Source organism: Allobaculum sp. Allo2 (genome assembly GCF_022701175.1).
Taxonomy (GTDB): domain Bacteria; phylum Bacillota_I; class Bacilli_A; order Erysipelotrichales; family Erysipelotrichaceae; genus Allobaculum; species Allobaculum fili.
Genome location: NZ_CP078088.1, coordinates 1,566,646 through 1,586,053 on the forward strand (window position 1 = coordinate 1,566,646; position 19,408 = coordinate 1,586,053).

The window sequence follows — 19,408 nt, forward strand, 5'->3', positions numbered from 1 at the left end:
ATACAGCACAGAAATTCGAAAAATTTGAACGAACACGTACCATTTGTTTTTCGGCCTATTCTTCATAAAGCATGACAAAGGCATGCAATTCGGACAAAATACCGGTTCTGTTTGTGCTTATTGGCGCACTGTCAAAAATTGGAGGTCGCAAAGAAAGAGGATTGTATAATTTGACTATTCATGAACCCAGAACAGAAACCGGCTGTTTCACGCCATCTTTTTCATTCGCTTTAGACGGAGTCGGACGCCCTCGAAGAAGGAAAGTCTGGGCGAAACGGCGGTTTCAGAAAGAAAGGAACCCAGTTTATGGCAACAAACCAGCCCTATTCCCGTGAGATTGCTCAGACGGTACTGCGCTATCTCGATGACGATGAGTGGAATTACGACTTTGATGAAGAACTTGGACTGATTCGTTTCAGTCTCAGCCTCAGTTCCAAAATCAAGCACATCAAGTATTACCTCGACATCGACACAGAAAGCTTCAACGTATACGCTCTGTGTCCGCTTGGAGCCGATATGGACGATGAGACAACGGTTCGAGAAGTCAGCGAATTCCTTCATCGCGCCAATTACGGTCTGCGCGCCGGAAACTTTGAAATGGACTTCCATGACGGCGAAATCCGCTACAAAACGTATTGTTATGCCAAAGACAGCCTTCCCTCCGTCGAAGCGATTAAGGAATCCATCTTCTATCCGGCGGCCATGTTTGAACGCTACGGAGACGGAATTCTTTCCATTCTCTTTGGCGGCCTGAGTGCACAGGATGCCATAGCCCGCTGCGAACAGCCAAGACGCTAAACCCAGTCGAACCGGAGCCTTTGCCTCGGCCATTCAATATCCTCAATAAACGAAGAAAACCGCTTTCGTTCAAGTCGTGACGGAAGCGGTTTTCGTTTGGTTCAGCCTATATTTTCCAGTCATTCATCTGCAGAAGTCAGACCTGGCTTTTTGGTAAGCGTCAAATAAAAGACGGGTATTTTCTCGACCGCCTCCTTGGGATAATTCCTTTATTCAAGGAGGCTTTTTCATGGAATCAATCATCCCTGCAATCGATCTCGGTATCGATTTCTCCAAAGTTAAAAACATCTATCTGGCTCAGATGCCTGCTGACCTTCGCAAAGGAATTGACGGTTACGTCTCCCTGGTTCAAGGACCTCTCGCTCTGGATCCGCTGGATGGATCCCTCTTTCTCTTCGTTAATCGACAGAAGAACAAGATCAAAGGTATCCTTCGTGACGGAAATGGATTCTGGCTTGTTTATAAGCGACTCTCCAGATCTTCCCTTCAGTGGCCTGTCAGCACTGACCAGTCCGACTTCATGCGAATTGACTGTTCGCAGCTGGCTTCTCTGCTTTCCGGTCTGTCGATTGTTCCCCAGCCGGCATTTCTGCCACGAACTTATAAGTATGTTTAAACCAATTTAAAAGGATGATTTTCTTGAAGGAATATCAAGATAAATCATCCCATTTACTTTATCTATCGCTCTAAATATGTTAAAATTAATACATGAATGTGCCGAACCCTTACCAGACAATCCGCAACGAGCTCCTCGAAGATCTTCATCATCAGATCAGCACCATGACGGAAGAAGAGAAAGACAAATTTATTGAGGATATGTACCTGGATCTCTATTTCGCTAAAGAAATCAATAAAGCCGTGAAAAGCGGCCGCTTTGGTCCTTCTACGGAAAAGATGGTTCCCTTGAAACTGGATTACTCTGAAAACGAGGACGGCGGCCCAGATATCAATATTCTGAATAAACAGCTGGCTCAGCTTGATCTGAAAGCCGATGTTTGTTTTAACCGGGCTGCGAAATATCAGGAAGAGGGAGACCGCTATCGTAAAGAAGCTGAAGATTTAAAGCTCAGTTCTGTTGAAGGAAGCAAGAAAAACCTTCCACCAAGTGCAGAAAGCAGGAAGCGGTCAAAGAAACCACTACCTTCAGTGTAGAAGGGGAAAAGCGCATTTGCCCAGTTTGCGGCTGTGAGATGAAAACTGTTGGAATGAAACGTCACTATAGGATTCATCGGATTCCCGCTCGCTATAGGCTGGAAGAAGTGCTGCGTGAGACAGTCGCGTGCCCAAACAAGTGTACGGATGAAAACGGGAAAGCCATCATCCGCACCGCCGAACCTGACGAGCCTGCACTGATCGACAAGAGTGTCGCAACTTCCTCTATGGTCGCGGGAATTGCCTACGATAAGTTCGTAATGGGAACCCCGGCCTATCGTCAGGAAAAGCACCTGAGTCTCACGGGACTGCCGATCAGCCGTCAGACCATGGGCAACATCCTGGAAAAAACTTACGATCTTTATCTGAAGCCCCTCGTAAAACAAATGATTGAGGATCTCCCAAACTGTAACGTCGTCCATATGGATGAGACGGTTTTAAAGTGCACGGAGGTTAAAGATCGAAAACAGTCTTCTATGGTTGTCGCCGTCAGCGGAATCTATGAAGAGAACCAGATGGCTGTCTATAAGTTTTTCCCTTACAAGAAACAGGAGTTCGTAATCGCCCTCCTTGGCGGTTCTTTTCGTCATGCCCTTATGACAGACGGGCTTTATGCATATGCCAACTACTATGGCCCCTGCAGAAAGCTCAACTGTATGGCCCATGCGAGAAGAAAGATCTTCGAAGCCATCAAAGTCCGGTCAGACTTCGCGCAGTATCAGGCAGACGTCCTGAAGTGGGAAAAGACCACACTGGAGAACGACGAAGAGGCCGCAGAAGCGGCAGCCCAGCTGGACGAAACAGAGAGCCCGAACCAAGTCCGGGTCTCCAGATTCTGCTCACAGCCCTGTCTCTGTTCGGGAAGCTCTACCACATCGAATCCCACGTTGCTTCTTACTCGCACGAGGCGAGAACCGAAGTTCGGCAGGAACTTTCAAAGCCCTGCTTTGAAAGACTCACAAGAGTCATGATGGAGATTCAGAGTGGATTCGAGGAAAGAAGCACCGCCTACAGAGCAGCCAAGTACTTCATGGATCGAGCGAACTCGTTGGGAAGGTACCTGGAAGACGGTGATTATCCGATCGACAATAATGTGGCAGAAAGAGCCGTAAAGCCATTCGTGATCAATCGCAAAAACTTCCAGACTACGAAGAGTATCAAAGGTGCGGAAGTCGTCGCAGCGTTTATGACTTTGTTTCGATCGGCTGAAATGAACGACTTAAATCCAGAGCGCTACATGGAGTACGTTCTGGATGAACTCAAATGGTTCAAAGACGATGAAATCGCGGTAGATGTATTGAAGTCACTTCTGCCGTATTCAAAGGATTTACCTGAATATCTTCGAATTGGATACCGTGGACCGGATCCGAAGTATGAAGAAAACGATGAAGAATAAAAAATACGCCAAGCGGGATCTCGAAAGGGATCCCGTTTAGCGTATCTAATATTCAGTCTCGCGTATACCCGTCGATTGTTTGACACTTACGCTTTTGATGTTTCTTTGGAATTCTTAACGACGGAATCCATCGCGTGCGTCAGCCACGCGATGGATTTGGCTAGCCGCTCGTCGGGCTGGTAAAAGTGATTGCCTGGATTTTCTTCGAACGCACAGTTCAGACCAGCCTGTGAAAAGTATTTGGACAAATCGCGGGTGATCGACTCCGTTGTCTTCAAATACGGATCGGAAGTTCTGGATTCTTTTGTCCCAATAGAAAAGTACAGCGCCTCTAAGGACGAGGGAATCTCCTGATTCTGGATCCATTCTGTCAGTTCGGGATACCAGAGAGAACCGGATACGCTGGCTGTACAGTCAAAACACGAACTGGAGAGAGCTCCATACAGAGCGAACAGACCGGCCATGGAATAGCCGATCAGCCCAGTCCAGGGATTTCATACGTCAAAATCGATTTGGACCAGAGAAGAACGCGGCTTTCAATCCAGTTCAGATAGTCTTCTGCACGCCCGTTGAAAACAGAATCGGTTCCATGAAGCGTAATGCGTTCAAACCATGGAGAAAGATCGGCGTTCCAGTCAAATCCGGAAATCACCAGCAGGTTGAACGCTTTGGCCCCTTTTCGATGACAGGCCTTAAAGAAGGCTTCATAAAGCTTTCCGTCTGCTGCTCGCTGTTCAGAATGAGAAGCGGCAGCGGCCGCTTGCCGTGAACAGCCAGCGTGAGAGTTCGGGAATCCAGGCTCGCAGTATAGAAGCGAACAGCAGGAGCCCCCGACCTGGTCAATCCTTCGGATGGGTTTTGAGAAAGCGTATCGTGACTCATCGGCCGATTCCTCCTCGTCTTGTTCTGAAAACCGGGGAATGCGGTAATAAATTACTGGGCCGCTGTTTTGTCCTTGGCCTGATCTTTTGCGTTTTCCATGACGACAACGGCCAGACCATCCAGAGACGTTTCCTTCAGTTCCATCGGCAGCTTTTTGCCGGTCAGGTTCATCGTTTTAACGACCATGTCAAAGGAAACACGGTTTTTCTTCACGTTGCGCAGATACTTGGCGAGTCGAGCCGCATCGACGGCGCGTGTGGACGCGACAGCGTTTCGCTCAATGCAGGGGATCATGACGTAGCCCATAACCGGGTCGCAGGTCAGACCCAGATGGTGTTCCAGTCCCATTTCTGCGGCGGATTCGATCTGTTCATTGCTCAAGCGGAACAGGGAAGCGACAAACGCAGCGCCCATGGCACAGGCGGCACCGACTTCAGCCTGACAGCCGGCTTTCGCTCCGGAAATCGTAGCGTTTTCCTGAATGAGGTTTCCGATCAGCGCAGCCACTTTCAAACCGTTGAGAATGGATTTTTCGGCATGCCCAGATCGATGGAATAGTGATAGACCAGGGCAGGAAGGACGCCGGCCGATCCCATAGTGGGAGCGGTAACGACGGTTCCGCCCGACGCGTTCTGCTCGGCTGCCGCATACGCGTAGCTCTGTATAAGAAGCGCATCGCGGTCGGCTTCAGTGTCGCACGTTTTCGCGGATTCGTACAGGGCGTAGGCAACGCGGTCGAGATGAAGCTTGCCGGGAAGGGTACCGGTTTTGGACAGACCTTCCTTTACGGATTTGATCATCGCCTTGTAAATTTTCTGCATGTAGGCATCGATGTCCTTGCCTTCCACTTCGGTCACGTATTCATCGAGACGCATGTATTTCTTCTTGCAGTAGTGCTGAATGTCATCGAGCGTGGTATGGGGGTAAATATCCTTCGCGCTTTCCGGCTGCTTGCCGTCAATCATCAGCTTGCCGCCGCCAATGGAGACGTACGTTTTTCCAGAGTGGATCCGTCCGGACGGATTGCCTTGATGACCATGGTATTGGGGTGAGCCTGCGGGGTCTTGATGTCGAAGTGAATATCGATTTTTTTCCGCGGAGCGTCTTTTTAAAATTGCATCCGTCAGGTGCCCTTTTCCTGTCAGGGCAAGAGAACCGTAAAGGGTGATGTCAAAAGCGGCGGCATCGGGTGCGGATTCAAGAATGTCCCTGGCGGCCCGCATTGGACCGAAGGTGTGCGAGCTGGAAGGGCCGGGGCCGATCTTAAACAGTTCACAGATGGTTTGCATGGTAAAGCCTCTCTTTCAGAGCAAAAAAATAATTCATTCCTATCGTAAGTCCGTTCCAGTTATAAATCTGTCCGGATACTTTAAGAAGTAAGTCTGCGTCTCTATTGTACAGAATCGGAGAACAGAATCGAAACGATGTTCCTGTCTCCCCGACAGATTGAAGCCTGCAGGAAAAGAATTTTTCGGGATGGGAAAGCAGGCGAATCGGCCGAATATTCTTAAGGACAGATCATTCTGGCTTCTTCTGTACAGAGGAAGTGGATCTGTTTTGTCAGAACGCCGGAAAAATGAAAAGAGAGCCTCGCTAAAAGGCTTTCAGGCGGGATGAAATTTCAAAAATGAGCGGTTTGAGTCCTCTGGCACATTGGAATAGTTTGGTTTAAATTCCAAACAGGTCTCCGACATTCTCCGTAAGAATTCGCGATGAGGGACGATCTGCATTTTCAGCATCTGTTCCAGCCGGTTTTCGATCGCCTTTTCCACGAGAGACTGCGGATCGATGCCGCGCAGTTCAAACAGCAGCAGAGGCCTTTCTTCCAGGCGCAGAGCGGTTCCATACATTACGGCCGCCACATGCTTGCACATGGAAGCGCCGTCCGGGCATGAGCAGTCAAAATGAATTTCGTGCGGACCCGGAAACAGGCCTTCTTTGGACGCGAACAGATCCTGCAGGTCTTTTGGGAACTGGCCGTTGACCAGCGCGTCCAGTGAAGAAATTCCAAATTCACAGCGCTCCTGGATTCTGGCTGCCACATTGGGATGCAACGGATCAATGCGTACAACGACATTATACGGTTTGCGGGTGGTGCCCTGTACAAGCCCTTCGATCACACCCTTTTGAATCTGAAGGTCCAGAACGAAGCCGTTTTTCACATACCGTCTTCCTCTTGGCAGGCGGTTGGAAAAAACCGAATAGCGTTCGAGATTGCGGCACCAGGCATCGCCCCACCAGGTGGAGCAGATTTTTCTTCTGGAATCGTCTGCGATGACCGGATCGATCAAGGTTCCCTTTTTCTAGCTTTTTGAATGTAGGCTTCCGCCATCCTCATCTGTTCGTCGACGGAAACGTAACTGCTGTATCCCCAGTAACTCATAAGCGTATCCTCATGGCCTCGATCAGATCTTCATCGGAAAGCGTGGCCAGCCAGCTTTCTGCAGACGTACCGACTGCATCATCGGGAGTTTCTGCTTCGATTCGATCATCTCATGGATCTTTTCTTCAATCGTATTGGAGCAGACAAATTTATGAACGATGACATTTTTCTTCTGGCCAATTCGATAGGCGCGGTCTGTCGCCTGGTTTTCTACAGCCGGGTTCCACGAGCGGTCAAAGTGAATGACATGGCTGGCCTTCGTCAGATTCAGACCGGTACCGGCAGCCTTTAAAGACAGTACGACAAATGGAATATACGTTTCCTGCCGGTTAAACGCATCCACAATCTTCTGCCTTTTCTTGATTGGAGTCTGCCCATGAATGATAAATCCTTTCGCTCCGAAGATCGTTTCCAGAAATTTGGCCAGATGCTCGGTCATTTCCCGGTACTGTGTAAAGATAAGAACGGATTCATGATTCTGGGCAATTGGTTCACAGAGCTCCGCGAGCATTTTGAATTTGCCCGATTCAGAGGGCACATACGCCGTATCTCCGAGATACTGATCCGGGTGATTGCATACCTGCTTCAGCTTGCTCAGGGTAGAAAGGACAAGTCCCTTGTGCTCAATGCTGGCATGGCTGTCGATTTCGCCGTTCATAGACTGTGCCTGTTTTTCAGCCAGCTCCGAGACGATCTTTTGTAAAGAACGATCTGAGACTCGCTTAGCTCAATGTAATCGTTCTGTTCGATTTTATCGGGCAGATCGCTGATGATGCGCTTATCGCTTTTGAGCCGGCGCAGCAAAAGGGAGAAATGGTTTTCTGCAGCTTTCCAAGATAGTCCGACTCGGATGCCTGCCCCTGTTGAATAAAGTTCGCAAACTCTTTCTGTGTTCCCAGGACGCCTCGATTGAGGAAATCAAAGATCGACCAGAGGTTGATCAGATCGTTTTCGATCGGCGTACCGGTCATCGCCAGACGCATATGGGCCTGCAGACCTATGACGGAAGATGTCTGTCTGGTTTTGGGATTCTTGATTGCCTGCGCTTCATCGAGGACTAAGAAATCCCAGTGAATGTCTTTTAAGGCGTCCAGACGAGAAACTATGCCGTACGTGGTCAGATTCAGAAACGGGAGATCCACTTTGTCAGACGTTTTAAAGGCATCTACGGCTTTTTTGCCATGAAGAATTCCCACGCTCAGATCGGGAGTAAACTGCGATGCTTCTTTTCGCCAGTTAGCAATGAGCGAAGCCGGTACCACCAGAAGCGCTTTCTTTTCCGGATCTTTCTGATGCTCTTTTTCCAGCCATGCCAGGGTCTGTACGGTTTTTCCAAGACCCATAAAGATGGATGCGGTTAAGCAGGAGATCTGGGCTCGTCTGACCTTGTATAATCTCTGCAGCGCAGGCGTCACCTATTGCGAGATTCATCAACCCGCTCCCAGGAAACAGCCAAAACGGAAAACGGTCCTCAACCGGAAGTTTGCCTTTGAGCTTCTTAGAAAGTTCTTTAATTACGAGTTCCTGGATGAAGAATATCTGCTCAGGCAGATCTGGAAGCATAAATCGCAGGTCAAAGAAGGCAGGTATTTTGATCGGCATGCTCAAAGAAAACCGGACTCAAATCAGCACCAACTAATGTGGATAATTTTCTTATACAACTAAGATTGTTTTGGAGATACTGAACAGCAGCTCTTTTAAGTGCGCCAAATTTTTCAAAAGACAAGATAAACTTATCCAAATAAGATAACGTCACCGTGATATCACCGTGAGGAAGGTACGACTTCTGAGACAGGTTAGGTTCAAATCATTGTTTTATCCGGAAAACCGAAGGGCATTGGTAATAATCAGCGAAAACCCGTCGGGAGTAATCTGATAAACAAGTTCCATTTTTTATCTCCTGTTCTTTCTCTTTGTACAGTCAAATTCATCCGCAGCTTCATAAACACAGAAAGCCGTTCATCTGAACAGCCCATGTATAACCATATTCTAGCCAATTCAGCAGCAGAAAAATTCCGAGTTCGACAAACACGCTCTCTGCGAACATGGATTTATCGTGGCAAGTCTGCGGTAACGCTGTCTGTAGAAAAATAGATAGGCCGGAAAAAGAGTGACATCGGGAAAACGAAAGAGCGGGTTCGTAGGCCAATATGCAAAAAAATCGCAGTTTCAGACTTTATTCAGTCAGAAACAGCGTAAGTGAATGTTTAAAAATCAGTTTGAAGTGTGTGCTCCGTTTTCATCATAGACGGGATCAGGAAGGGTGTTGGCCCTGGCGAAGATCAGGTAGCCGATCAGAAACAGGAAGGCGAGCGTGCCGACCGCAATGTTCTGCTGACCGGTCAGCTGGGAAATCAGCCCGACAACGAGCGTTCCTAAAAAGCTCGCGCCTTTGCCGGCAATGTCGTACAGACCAAAGTATTCACCGGTCTGGTTTTTCGGAATGATCCGCGCAAAGTACGAACGGCTGAGTGCCTGAATCCCGCCCTGGAATACGCCGACGGCGGCGGCGAGAATCCAGAACTGCCAGATGGAATACATGAACAGGGCAAAGATTGAAATGCAGAAGTAGGCGAAGATGCCAACTTTGATCAGCTCGCCCGCGGAGTAGCTTTTGGCCAGATAGCCAAAGAGAATGGCAGCTGGAAAAGCGATGACCTGTGTCAGAAGCAGGGCCAGAAGCAGACCCGTCTGATCGAGTCCAAGTGAGGTTCCATAGGCGGTCGCCATCTCGATGATGGTATAGACGCCGTCGATATAAAGAAGAATGCCGCCATGAACAGGAGAACTTTGCGGTTATGGCCGATTTCCTTAAGGACTTTCCAGAGTCGTCCAAACGTCTGACGTGCCGCATGCCCTTTACGGGGTACGAAATGTTTCTGCTTATAGCTGAAGGCCAGCGGCAGAGTAAACAGCGCCCACCACACGGCGTTCAGTAAAAATACCAGAAGAATTGCGGTCTGAAAGCCCATGCCCAGATTTTCGTAGCCGAGCATCAGGCCTAAAGAAACGATGAAAGGAATGCAGCTGCCGATATAGCCCCAGGCATAGCCTTTTGAGGAGACCATATCCATTTTGTCTTCCGGGCAGACATCGACGAGCATGGAATCGTAGATGACTAACGAAATGCTGTAGAGAATCTTGCAGAAGATAAACAAAGCGAGAAACGCCATCCAGTGACTGGGAATCCAGAAACAGAACAGCAGCAATGCGCCGGCCAGGGCATTGCCCAGGAAGATTTTTTCTTGTTTCCGTCAAAGTCGGCGAGCGTTCCCATTAAGGGGCCGGCAATGGCCACACAGATTGTGGCGATACTTGCCGCGTAGGACCACCAGGAGAGATATTCCGTTTCCGAAAGACCGGCCTGTGTAGCCAGGTGATTAAAGTAGATGGGCATAATGGACGTTGCAAGCAGGATAAACGCGGAGTTTCCTACATCGTACATAATCCATTTGAGCTCCAGAGTTGACAATTTATTTTTCATATTCATTCCTCAGGCACAGTTTAGCATTCTCGCCGAAAAATCACAGTATTAGCTTTTCCTATAGGATATTGTTGACATTGTAAACAAATTGGATTTTTGTACAGTTCGATTTTTGCTGGATGTAGTTCATGAAAATGAAAGCAGATACGCACGCAGCGCCGATTAGCTAGAAACGGATCGAAGCTGCAAACCAGGCTGTCAGAACTGGGAAAAACAGGGGGCAGAAAAACTGGAATTCTCTGCCCATCCGTCCAGCCAGCTGCTGTGTGGACAACTGAGAAACCCGACTTTGTAAGGTACAAATCCGGCTTTCTCTTTTCGGTCGAAGAGAGGGGAGTTGACGAGCTCGCAAAGTCTTTGATAAATTACCACTAACGCCATAATTCAGAAGCAGTAGAAAATAAAGAAAGCTCGCAGAGAGCCGGCGGTTGGTGAAAGCCCGGCAGTTTCTTCTTTCGAACTCGTCTGGATTGCGTAATGCAGACCTGCTATATGGGCATTAAGTGCACAGATCTTTATTCCTTTTCTTTAAATGGGAATTCAATCAACAGACGATCTGTGAAGCAAGGTGGTACCGCGTAGTTTACGTCCTTACAGTTTAGGTAAGGGCGTTTTCTTTACGGAAGGACTTTTTCCGAAGGCACCTGCCGCAAGGGTATTGACTCGCTGTACACGCGTCCTGCAGTTTCTCTGCACATGGAAAAGACCCAGCCGATTGGAACCGTCTAAAGGCGCCGTTTCGATCGAAAAGAAAGGAAAGGAAATCAGTATGTACGATCATCAGTCCATTGAGAAAAAGTGGCAGAAGTACTGGGCGGATCATAAAACGTTCAAAACCGATACGTCCGATTTCTCCAAACCAAAATACTATGTACTCGACATGTTCCCGTATCCATCTGGAAACGGACTCCATGTCGGACACCCGGAAGGCTATACTGCCACGGATATCATCGCCCGCAAAAAACGCATGGAAGGTTATAACGTTCTCCATCCGATGGGCTTTGACTCCTTTGGTCTGCCAGCTGAGCAGTACGCCATTCAGACCGGCCATCACCCTTCGGAATTCACAAAGCAGAATATTGATCATTTCCGCGATCAGATTCAGTCTCTCGGCTTCTCCTACGACTGGGACCGCGAAATTGCGACCAGCGATCCGGAGTACTACAAGTGGACCCAGTGGATATTTACCAAGCTCTATGAAAAAGGTCTGGCTTACATCGATGAGATTCCCGTTAACTGGTGCCCAGAACTCAAATGCGTCCTGGCAAACGAAGAAGTTATCGACGGCAAGAGCGAACGCGGCGGCTACCCGGTTATCCGCAAACCGATGCGTCAGTGGGTACTGCGTATTACCGAATACGCAGACCGCCTGCTGGAAGATCTCGATCTCGTAGACTGGCCATCCTCCACAAAAGAAATGCAGAAAAACTGGATCGGTAAGTCTGCGGGTGCCAATGTCATTTTCGATATTGACGGCCACGACAAGCAGTTCACCGTATTCACGACGCGCTGCGATACCCTCTTTGGCGCAACCTACTGTGTAATGGCTCCGGAACATCCTTTCGTTGACGAAATCACTACGCCGGAACAGAAAGAAGCGGTGGAAGCCTATAAAAGGAATGCGCTACCAAATCCGATCTGCAGAGAACGGATTTGAACAAAGATAAAACCGGCGTCTTCACCGGCGCCTATGCGATCAACCCGGTCAATGGAAAGAAAGTACCAATCTGGATTTCCGACTATGTACTCGCTTCCTATGGAACCGGCGCCATTATGGCCGTACCGGCTCATGACACCCGCGACTATGAATTCGCCAAAAATTCGGTCTGCCCATTATTCCGGTCATCGAAGGCGGCGACATTGAAAAAGAAGCCTGGACGGAAGACGGGATGCATATCAATTCCGAATGGCTTAATGGCTTAGGCAAGAAGGAAGCCATCGGCAAGATGATCGAGTGGCTGGAAGCCCATCACGCAGGAAATGCCAAGACAACGTACAAACTGCGTGACTGGCTCTTTTCGAGACAGCGCTACTGGGGCGAGCCGATTCCAATCGTTCATATGGAAGACGGCACCGAACGCACCATTGATGTGGAAGAACTCCCGCTCGAACTCCCGGCAACGGACAATTTCCAGCCGGCGGATAACGGTGAATCGCCGCTGGCCAACTGCACCGACTGGCTCAATGTGGAAATTGACGGCGTAAAGGGAACACGCGAAACGAATACGATGCCGCAGTGGGCCGGCTCCTGCTGGTACTACATGCGCTACATCGATCCGCATAACGACAAGGCGATTGCCGACCCGAAACTGCTTGAGCACTGGCTCCCGGTTGATCTGTACGTCGGCGGTGCGGAACATGCGGTTCTGCATCTGCTCTATGCACGTTTCTGGCACAAAGTGCTCTACGATCTGGGCGTAGTCCCGACAAAGGAACCGTTCCAGAAACTGTTCCATCAGGGCATGATTCTGGGAAGCAACGGCGAAAAGATGTCGAAATCCCGCGGCAACGTCGTAAACCCGGATGAAATCGTCGCCAGCCATGGTGCTGATGCACTGCGCGTTTACGAAATGTTCATGGGACCGCTCGAAGCGGGTCTGCCCTGGTCGACGACGGGTCTGGACGGTACCCGCAAGTGGCTCGAACGCGTTAACCGCGCTTTCACCGAAGCTCTGGAAATTACCGATGAAAACGATGGAAACCTCGACAAAGTCTATAACCAGACGGTGAAGAAAGTTTCCAAGGATATCGATACCCTTAACTTCAACACCGCCATTTCGCAGATGATGATCTTCATCAACGAAGCGTACAAGAACAAGAAGATTTACCGCCCGTACGCGTTAGGCTTTGTGAAGATGATTTCAACGTTCGCACCGCATCTGGGCGAAGAGCTCTGGCACACGCTGACCGGAAGCAATGAGTCCATCGCCTACGAACCCTGGCCGACCTGGGACGAATCCAAGCTTGTGGAAGATGTCGTAACCGTCATCGTTCAGGTCAACGGCAAAGTCCGCGGCAAATTCGAAATGCCGGCCGGCAGCAACGAAGAAGCCCTCAAGGAAAAAGCGCTCGAACAGCCGTCTGTCATCAAATTTACCGAAGGCCACGAAATCAAGAAGATCATTGTGGTCAAAGGCAAAGTGGTTAACATCGTAGTCGCAAAGTAAGAGCGGTGAGAACGAGTACCATTCAGATTTCAAATCCCATTACAAGAGCATGGTACAGAACATCCGTGCTCTTTTTACCGAAAGGAAAAGCTTCAGCTCCCCAACAGAAAATTCAGGTATCGAAACAAGGTGGAGAACGGCTCGCAGAACGATCCGACAGACGGCCGATCCTGAAAGAATGGTTCTAATTGCTGCGGAGAATAGGGCTCTGTAAACCCGCTTTCGAAGGTGTTCACGCCGAAATTCTGCAGGCTCGCAAAGCGAGAGCCGAGTACAGCATGTCATCCGGCGCTTTTTAAACCTGGATCAAAAACTTCTCAAATTTCAAAATAACAGAACGGAAAAGGGGACGGATCGTGAAGATCCGTCCCCTTCGTTTTGCTTGAAAGGAAACTGTAAAACTTTTTCGCCTGTCGGATAACCGAAAGGCTGGGCAATATGATTTGGGCTTAAATAAAACTTATTTCAGGCTGGAAAGCTTGCCGGCTTCGGGTTTCAGTCGCATAGCCAGGTCAGCCTTGGCCAGATCGCGGGCAGTCTGATCGATCTGAGCCTGACTTTCAGCCTTATCGAGCAGAGCTTTGGCGGCAGTGAGTTTTGTTCCAAAGTCTGTCTTAGCATTGCCATCCTTGTAGGAAGCAAGGCCTGTGTTAACGGTCTCGGCATGGCGGATTGCTTCACGAAGGAGGTCGTAGTTGTATTCAATCGGTTCGACTTCTTCGAGTGCAGCATAGGCATCGAGAAGAGCCTCAGCAGCATTGGCCACTGCCGTTGCATCTTCACCGCTCATGCGTGCAGCCTGTGCATCGACGTAAGCAGCACGGAAGGCTGCCCAGGCTTCATCGGAGCCTTTCTGTTCGCCTTCATACGTGGTTTTGGTCGTATTGAGTGCGTTGATAACTGCGGTGGCATCTACGAGGTTATTTGCAGCTTCGAGAGCTTCTGCTTTCAGAGCGTCCCATGCCTGCGCGCGAATGGATTCGGTGGCGTTCACCTTGTCCATTACCTTCTGATAGGCTTCCGCCGTATCGATTGTCATGTTTGTAACATCCAGATCTTTGATGGAGTTCAGAGCTGCCTTTGCAGCTGTGAGAGCATCGCCGGTCAGAATGTCATTTGGACCTTCTGCATACAGTTCTTCGGCTGCTGCAAAATCGCGGTCGTTGATGGTGGAGAGACAGGTGAGCTTGAATCCGTTGATGGAAACCGGATTGCCTTCGTCATCAGTTACATCGACTTTCTGCAGATCGGTTGTGGAAGTGAAGGTTCCGTTGATTGTCTTGACAACAGCGCCATTGGCGTCGAGCAGTTCCAGCTTATAGTCCTTGATCGAACCGTTGACGTTGCCGCGGCCCTTGTAATCGATCTTGTTTACAGACAGTGTCTTTCCAAAATCAACTTTGATCCAGTGCGGATTATCATCCGTGCACTTGTCGCTGCCGCTGTAGTTTGTGTGCCAGCGATCGTTAGGATTGTCGTTGATGGCAGCCATCGCGCCGCTGTCGCCGTTCGATGTTCCGGAAGCTTCAGAGCAGGCGGAAGCACTCCAGCCATTACGGCTGTAAACCTGCGAGGACAGTTCTTCCGGATCGGCCGGTGCTTCGTCTTCGATTTCAGAAAGCGGTTTGGCAGCGTTGGAAATGCGGATGTTGCCGATCTTGCCGCTGAAGCCGGCATCGGCCATCGTGTAGTCTCCGCCAGTGAGCGAAAGACCGATGAGAGCCTTGTCGTAAAGGGAAGCGTACAGCGTGCCGTCGATGTAAATCTTCAGCATGCCGTTCGCGGTTTTGGAAGCGGTGATGCGATGGTTCTTTCCATCGTTGATTTTGCCTTCGTCTACCGTATGCGTTTCGTGTTCTACGTATTCATCGGTACCGAATTTGCCGGTGTCTTTGGAATCGACGTAGGTACGCTGATCCAGCGAACTGAGGGTATGGCTTCCGACTTTGAAGTTCAGATAGCCGTTTTCATCAATGGAAAGGGCTACGTCGCTGCCGGAGTTAAACAGCGCTTTGGACATCGCGGTCGTATTGAGATCCATAACGATCGAGAAATCCTGCGTTCCGGACAGCGTATTGGAATCGCTGAGGGAAACTTTGGAAGTCGGCTGCGTGAAGTAGGTATCCAGGTCTGCATCGTAGGACTTGCTCAGGGATTCGGGAAGAACGCCCTTGTTTGTCGTATCGAGAATCAGACCGTTGCGGTATACAGGAACGTTGAGTTTGATCGTTCTTTCCACACCGGAAGCATCTTTTTCGGTGATTTCCACCTCAGGGTTCGTAAGGCTGCCGATGGAGAAGGGGATCGATACAGTGCGGTAGTCGTCATGGAGTTTGAAGTCAGTAATTTCCTTGCCGTCGACTTTGACGGATACAGGGGTAACGCGCTGATCAAATTTCACAGCGAGCGTGTTGTTGTCGGTATTCTTTGCGGATACCGCTTTTGGAGCAGATGGAGCTTTGGCACCGAAGTGGTAAATCACCATTTCGTTTGCCGGAACGGTTACGGTGATGGAATCGCCGTAGCTGTACGTTTCCGTGCTCGTGCCGGAAACGAACGGACGAACGCTGATGTAGGAAAGGTTTTTCACAGAGGCATCCACGCCGGCCTGTGCATCCAGTTTGAGTGTATACGTCTGTTCGGAAGAAGTCGGGTTGACAACAGAAACGATGCCTTCCTGACCTTTCCATGCGGAATACCCGTAAACCTGAGCATTGCCCGGAACGCCGCCATGCAGACGGGAAGTTTTCAGAACATCCTGATTGGTTTCCATCCAGTCCAGGACGTCCATGGTAATTTCGTATTTTTCTTCATTCACGATCGATGGAGAATAGTAAAGTTCCCAGAACAGAGTACCGCGCATGGCGTTGGCAAACATGTACTGGCGGAAGTCCGCATCGGTCGCATTCGAACCTTTACCCTGGTTGTTGACCTGGCCGTGGTTGTCGGAAACGCCGTAAATCGGTTCGTGGTTGTAGAAGTGGTTCTGCGGGAACTGAACCTGGAACTTGTTGGCAAGGTTATAGTACACGTTGTCTCGGTAGTAAATCTTGCGGATATGGCGAGCAGCTGTACCAGCTACGTCATTGGTGTCATCGGAGTTCTGCAGCCATACGGTATTGACCCACTGCAGCATCCATGGGGACAGCTCGACAAAGCAGGTCGCGTTGATGAAGAGCGGTCTGCCCTGCGAAGCATTGAAGGCACGTACATTTTCAAACAGATCCGTCCAGTGTTCCCAGAGATCGGATGTGTAGTACATGTTGTTCGGTCCGCCGACCATGTGGTCATGTGCTGCGTTTGTGCAGTGACCGGTCGCAAAACCGTCCCACTTCCAGTATTCAACGCCATAGTCTTTCTGCCACATTTTAGCGAGACGTTCAAAGTTGTCGACATACTTGTGGGAAGCGATACAGATATCGCCTTTGGAGTAGCCGGTGCCGGCTTCTTCAATAATGTGAGCAATGTTGCCTTCTGATCCATACCCGCCGCGCGGGCCGATCCAGATACCGAATGTGGACTGGAGCTTGTTGGCCAGAGAAGTAGACGTATAGAAATCGTTCGGGAACTTGTCGTTGATTTCCCAGAATCCGGTACGGTTTAGGTTGTTTCCGTATTCGGAGTTGAACTGGGTTTCGTTATACGCATAGGAGTTCCAGCCGTCATCGACAACGTATGCATCGAGCGGTTCAACGCCGTTGCGGGAAAGTCCGTCTTCCATACCAACGAAGGATTTTTCAATACTTGCATCGGTGATGTTTTTCATGTTGTCGTACCAGGAGTTGTACTGCTTGCGGAATACGGTCGGCGTTGCGATGTCTTCAATGTAGTTGAAGAAGTCGGTCTTCACTTCATTGACTGTCGTTCCGCGGGCTGCACCGATGACGTTCTGCCAGGAGACAAACTTGTCATCCGTCGTCAGCATATTGTCTTCCTTCATTTTGGAGAAGGACTTGCCGGAGTAGTAGCGAACCTGCGTGGTTTTATCCGAAGGTCTGTATTCCGTTTCGGCTACCGGGAATTCGCTTCCCATAAACAGGCCGTCTACATAAATCGGCTGACCGAGCATGGAATCGTGCGCATCCAGACCGCCGTAGCCAAAGCCGCCGGCATTCGTCGGATGGGTCCAGATCGTATCGGCATCGTCATCCGGAATCACAAATGCATCCTGATCGATATAGCTAACGACCGCGGTATCCTTGCTGGATTTGATTTCCAGGAAGGAACGCATGTAATCCTTGCCGTCTTCGGCGACATAGATTTCATCGATATCGAACGTCGTTCCGCCAAAGTCGTACGGCTCATAGCTGATCGTCAGCTTGACGCCGTTTTCGGTATCTGCTTTTTCAGCTTTTTCGAACGTAAGATCGCTGGTTTTGATCGTTCCTTCCTTGCCGATCGCCTGCTCATCCAGGCTGCGGTATTCCGGACCCTGATAGGCGTCGGAGTACAGATTGACTTCGGCCATCGCAAATTCTTCGGCAGTACCCATAGCCATGCCGGTAAACTGCAGACGGATATGCTGGGTGGTTACAGCAGTATTAAGGTTGCAGTAAACGCGGTCGCCGACGTTATACAGGCTGTCAACCTGATGGAGGTTATACGCAGCTTCGGTGAAGGCACCTTTGCCTGCGGATACCCAGTTCGTACCGTCTTCACTTGTGAAGACTTCGAATGCGCCGACGGTACCGTTTTTGCCGTCTACGGCATTGCCTGCACCGGGACGCTTATCAAGAGAGAAGGATTTGACGGTCTGTTCAGATCCAAGATTGAGGTCTACATTAATCGGGAATCCATTGTGATTTCCCTGACCAGGACCGCCTTCATCCGGATAGGTTGAGAGATCGCCATCGATGATCGACTTAAAGGAGGCATCAGTAAAGGCTCCGTTATTTTTCGGTGTGATCGAACCGGTCCAATCCGTGCGATCGAGAGCCTGTGTCGGAACGGTTACTTTCTGCGGAATTTTGTTTTCGAAGAAATTAATTTCGGAAGTTGTAAATTCCTGCTTGTCGGAATTCCATACGGTGGAAACCTGGCGAACCTTGAAATAGCGCGCTGTCTGCGGTGCGGTAAAGTTGAAGGCTACGCGATCGCCAACGTTAAAGAGGCTGTCGACTTTGTGCAGATTATAATCATCTGCTGTAAATTCGCCTTCATCAAATTTTGTCCAGTTCTCTCCGTCATCGCTTTTGTACAGTTCGAATTTGCCCATCGAACCGTTTAGGCCATACGCCTCTTCTTGGAACCCTGGACGCTTGTCAACCGAGAAGGCAGAAACCGTTTTGGCTTCTTTCATATCGATTACCGCATCCCAGGGATTGCTGGCATTGTTGTAGTCATCCGGATTCGTACTGAGGTTGCCGTCAATCAGCTTACCGGCGTCTGAAGAAGTAAATCCGCCGCCGGAAGTATTGGTCAGGGATGCTGTCCAGCCAGTACGGTCCATTGCAGTAGCGTTTTCAACATCGAGCTTCTGAGGATTGGCGATAATGTCTTCCTGAGCCGTATCCCCATACGTCTGTGCGGAAATGACAAAGTCCTCCGATCCAGCCCCTGGAGTCAGCGTGCGATCAATTTTATGGTTCACGACGCCCGTCGTGGCCACTTTGCCGTCTGTAACCGAGAACGTACGGGAAATCTTGTTGTTACCGATACTCAGCTGGTTGTCTGAGATCATCGCATCAAAATCCGTACCATCGGATTCATTGGCCAGAACAACTGTGGAAGATCCTAATGAGCTCGCCCCAAGCGTCAGAGAAAGAAGGCTTCCCAGCAGCTTTCTGTGTTTTGAATTCATGCTTATTCCTTTCTATTTCATCTTGTACATAGTGAAGAATGAAACATTTTGTTTCCTGAATCCACCCCGCAAAGGGAATGCCCGATTTTCCGTTCTGAAAGCGAATTCATTCACTAAAATGTTAAGTTATGCCGCATTATTAGTCAAAAACATAAAGTGCTTTTTGCAAATCCGCCGTTTTTCTGGATATGTCAAATTGAGTAATTTTCAACGAAACCACAAAAAAGCAGCACCTGCAAAGAAGGTTAAAACGCAAGTGAAAAATACAGGAAAATCCAGCCCCTTCCCTGGACGTGTCCGACCTGCCTTTCGCAGAGCCCAGTGCTTCTGAAGTCCTTTTCTGCGG

General features: G+C 49.5%; 14 protein-coding genes and 2 pseudogenes. 6 read left to right on the forward strand and 10 right to left on the reverse strand.

The features are described 5' to 3' along the window. The first annotated feature begins 306 nt into the window (after positions 1-306). The 5 genes from KWG61_RS08780 to KWG61_RS16235 all read left to right on the forward strand — a co-directional run bounded on the left by KWG61_RS08780 (position 307) and on the right by KWG61_RS16235 (position 3,346). On the forward strand, positions 307-798 hold the full coding sequence (locus KWG61_RS08780) for a YbjN domain-containing protein (protein ID WP_230267927.1): 492 nt from the start codon (positions 307-309) through the stop codon (positions 796-798). A 229-nt stretch (positions 799-1,027) separates the two neighbouring features. After that, positions 1,028-1,414, forward strand: coding sequence for an IS66 family insertion sequence element accessory protein TnpB (gene tnpB / locus KWG61_RS08785; RefSeq protein ID WP_230268547.1), 387 nt, complete (start codon positions 1,028-1,030; stop codon positions 1,412-1,414). A gap of 92 nt (positions 1,415-1,506) precedes the next feature. Further along, positions 1,507-1,950 carry a hypothetical protein gene (locus KWG61_RS08790; RefSeq protein ID WP_242743428.1) on the forward strand — a complete coding sequence of 148 codons (444 nt, stop codon included), beginning with the start codon at positions 1,507-1,509 and terminating at the stop codon, positions 1,948-1,950. 38 nt (positions 1,951-1,988) lie between these two features. Then, positions 1,989-2,921: a transposase gene (locus KWG61_RS16230; RefSeq protein ID WP_242743932.1), complete on the forward strand. Its 933-nt coding sequence runs from the start codon at positions 1,989-1,991 to the stop codon at positions 2,919-2,921. Continuing rightward, complete coding sequence (locus KWG61_RS16235; RefSeq protein ID WP_256460855.1) at positions 2,825-3,346, forward strand: transposase; 522 nt, start codon at positions 2,825-2,827, stop codon at positions 3,344-3,346. Before KWG61_RS16230 ends, KWG61_RS16235 begins: the two co-directional genes overlap by 97 nt. A gap of 86 nt (positions 3,347-3,432) precedes the next feature. Here KWG61_RS16235 and KWG61_RS08800 read toward each other — a convergent pair whose 3' ends face one another. The 9 genes and pseudogenes from KWG61_RS08800 to KWG61_RS17370 all read right to left on the reverse strand — a co-directional run bounded on the left by KWG61_RS08800 (position 3,433) and on the right by KWG61_RS17370 (position 10,095). Further along, a complete protein-coding gene (locus KWG61_RS08800) occupies positions 3,433-3,810 on the reverse strand; it encodes a hypothetical protein (RefSeq protein ID WP_242743482.1) in 378 nt (125 codons plus the stop codon). An 11-nt stretch (positions 3,811-3,821) separates the two neighbouring features. Beyond that, positions 3,822-3,998, reverse strand: a complete 177-nt coding sequence (locus tag KWG61_RS08805; RefSeq protein WP_242743483.1) for a hypothetical protein — start codon at positions 3,996-3,998, stop codon at positions 3,822-3,824. A 281-nt stretch (positions 3,999-4,279) separates the two neighbouring features. Beyond that, entirely contained in the window at positions 4,280-4,735 is a 456-nt protein-coding gene (locus KWG61_RS16240; protein ID WP_256460655.1) for an L-serine ammonia-lyase, iron-sulfur-dependent, subunit beta, read from the reverse strand. A gap of 2 nt (positions 4,736-4,737) precedes the next feature. Then, positions 4,738-5,517, reverse strand: a complete 780-nt coding sequence (locus KWG61_RS16245; RefSeq protein ID WP_256460656.1) for a serine dehydratase beta chain — start codon at positions 5,515-5,517, stop codon at positions 4,738-4,740. A 315-nt stretch (positions 5,518-5,832) separates the two neighbouring features. Further along, positions 5,833-6,519 (reverse strand): SWIM zinc finger family protein, encoded by a 687-nt coding sequence (locus tag KWG61_RS08815; RefSeq protein ID WP_242743484.1) that lies wholly within the window; start codon positions 6,517-6,519, stop codon positions 5,833-5,835. A 114-nt stretch (positions 6,520-6,633) separates the two neighbouring features. Then, positions 6,634-7,269 (reverse strand): DEAD/DEAH box helicase, encoded by a 636-nt coding sequence (locus KWG61_RS08820; RefSeq protein WP_242743485.1) that lies wholly within the window; start codon positions 7,267-7,269, stop codon positions 6,634-6,636. 64 nt (positions 7,270-7,333) lie between these two features. Next, positions 7,334-8,026, reverse strand: coding sequence for an SNF2-related protein (locus KWG61_RS08825; RefSeq protein WP_367614170.1), 693 nt, complete (start codon positions 8,024-8,026; stop codon positions 7,334-7,336). A gap of 799 nt (positions 8,027-8,825) precedes the next feature. Further along, positions 8,826-9,784 (reverse strand): annotated as a pseudogene (locus KWG61_RS08830) (MFS transporter). Next, the gene (locus tag KWG61_RS17370) at positions 9,730-10,095 is read right to left on the reverse strand and encodes a hypothetical protein (RefSeq protein WP_367614171.1); all 366 of its coding nucleotides are present in this window, start codon (positions 10,093-10,095) and stop codon (positions 9,730-9,732) included. Before KWG61_RS17370 ends, KWG61_RS08830 begins: the two are co-directional and overlap by 55 nt. A gap of 769 nt (positions 10,096-10,864) precedes the next feature. On the opposite strand from KWG61_RS17370, the pseudogene leuS reads away from it, so the two are divergent. After that, positions 10,865-13,262: pseudogene (leuS, locus tag KWG61_RS08835) on the forward strand (leucine--tRNA ligase). Positions 13,263-13,722: 460 nt separating this feature from the next. Here the strand turns inward: leuS and KWG61_RS08840 are convergent. Then, entirely contained in the window at positions 13,723-19,062 is a 5,340-nt protein-coding gene (locus KWG61_RS08840) for a discoidin domain-containing protein (protein ID WP_230267934.1), read from the reverse strand. Between the last annotated feature and the right edge of the window lie 346 nt (positions 19,063-19,408).

What these genes read in the sequence shown, in the direction of transcription:
- tnpB (WP_230268547.1), top strand. Translation starts at nt 1,028, where the DNA reads ATGGAATCAATCATCCCTGCAATCGATCTCGGTATCGATTTCTCCAAA.
- KWG61_RS08780 (WP_230267927.1), top strand. Translation starts at nt 307, where the DNA reads ATGGCAACAAACCAGCCCTATTCCCGTGAGATTGCTCAGACGGTACTG.
- KWG61_RS16245 (WP_256460656.1), bottom strand. Translation starts at nt 5,517, where the DNA reads ATGCAAACCATCTGTGAACTGTTTAAGATCGGCCCCGGCCCTTCCAGC.
- KWG61_RS08790 (WP_242743428.1), top strand. Translation starts at nt 1,507, where the DNA reads ATGAATGTGCCGAACCCTTACCAGACAATCCGCAACGAGCTCCTCGAA.
- KWG61_RS08840 (WP_230267934.1), bottom strand. Translation starts at nt 19,062, where the DNA reads ATGAATTCAAAACACAGAAAGCTGCTGGGAAGCCTTCTTTCTCTGACG.
- KWG61_RS17370 (WP_367614171.1), bottom strand. Translation starts at nt 10,095, where the DNA reads ATGAAAAATAAATTGTCAACTCTGGAGCTCAAATGGATTATGTACGAT.
- KWG61_RS16230 (WP_242743932.1), top strand. Translation starts at nt 1,989, where the DNA reads ATGAAAACTGTTGGAATGAAACGTCACTATAGGATTCATCGGATTCCC.
- KWG61_RS08820 (WP_242743485.1), bottom strand. Translation starts at nt 7,269, where the DNA reads ATGAACGGCGAAATCGACAGCCATGCCAGCATTGAGCACAAGGGACTT.
- KWG61_RS08800 (WP_242743482.1), bottom strand. Translation starts at nt 3,810, where the DNA reads ATGGCCGGTCTGTTCGCTCTGTATGGAGCTCTCTCCAGTTCGTGTTTT.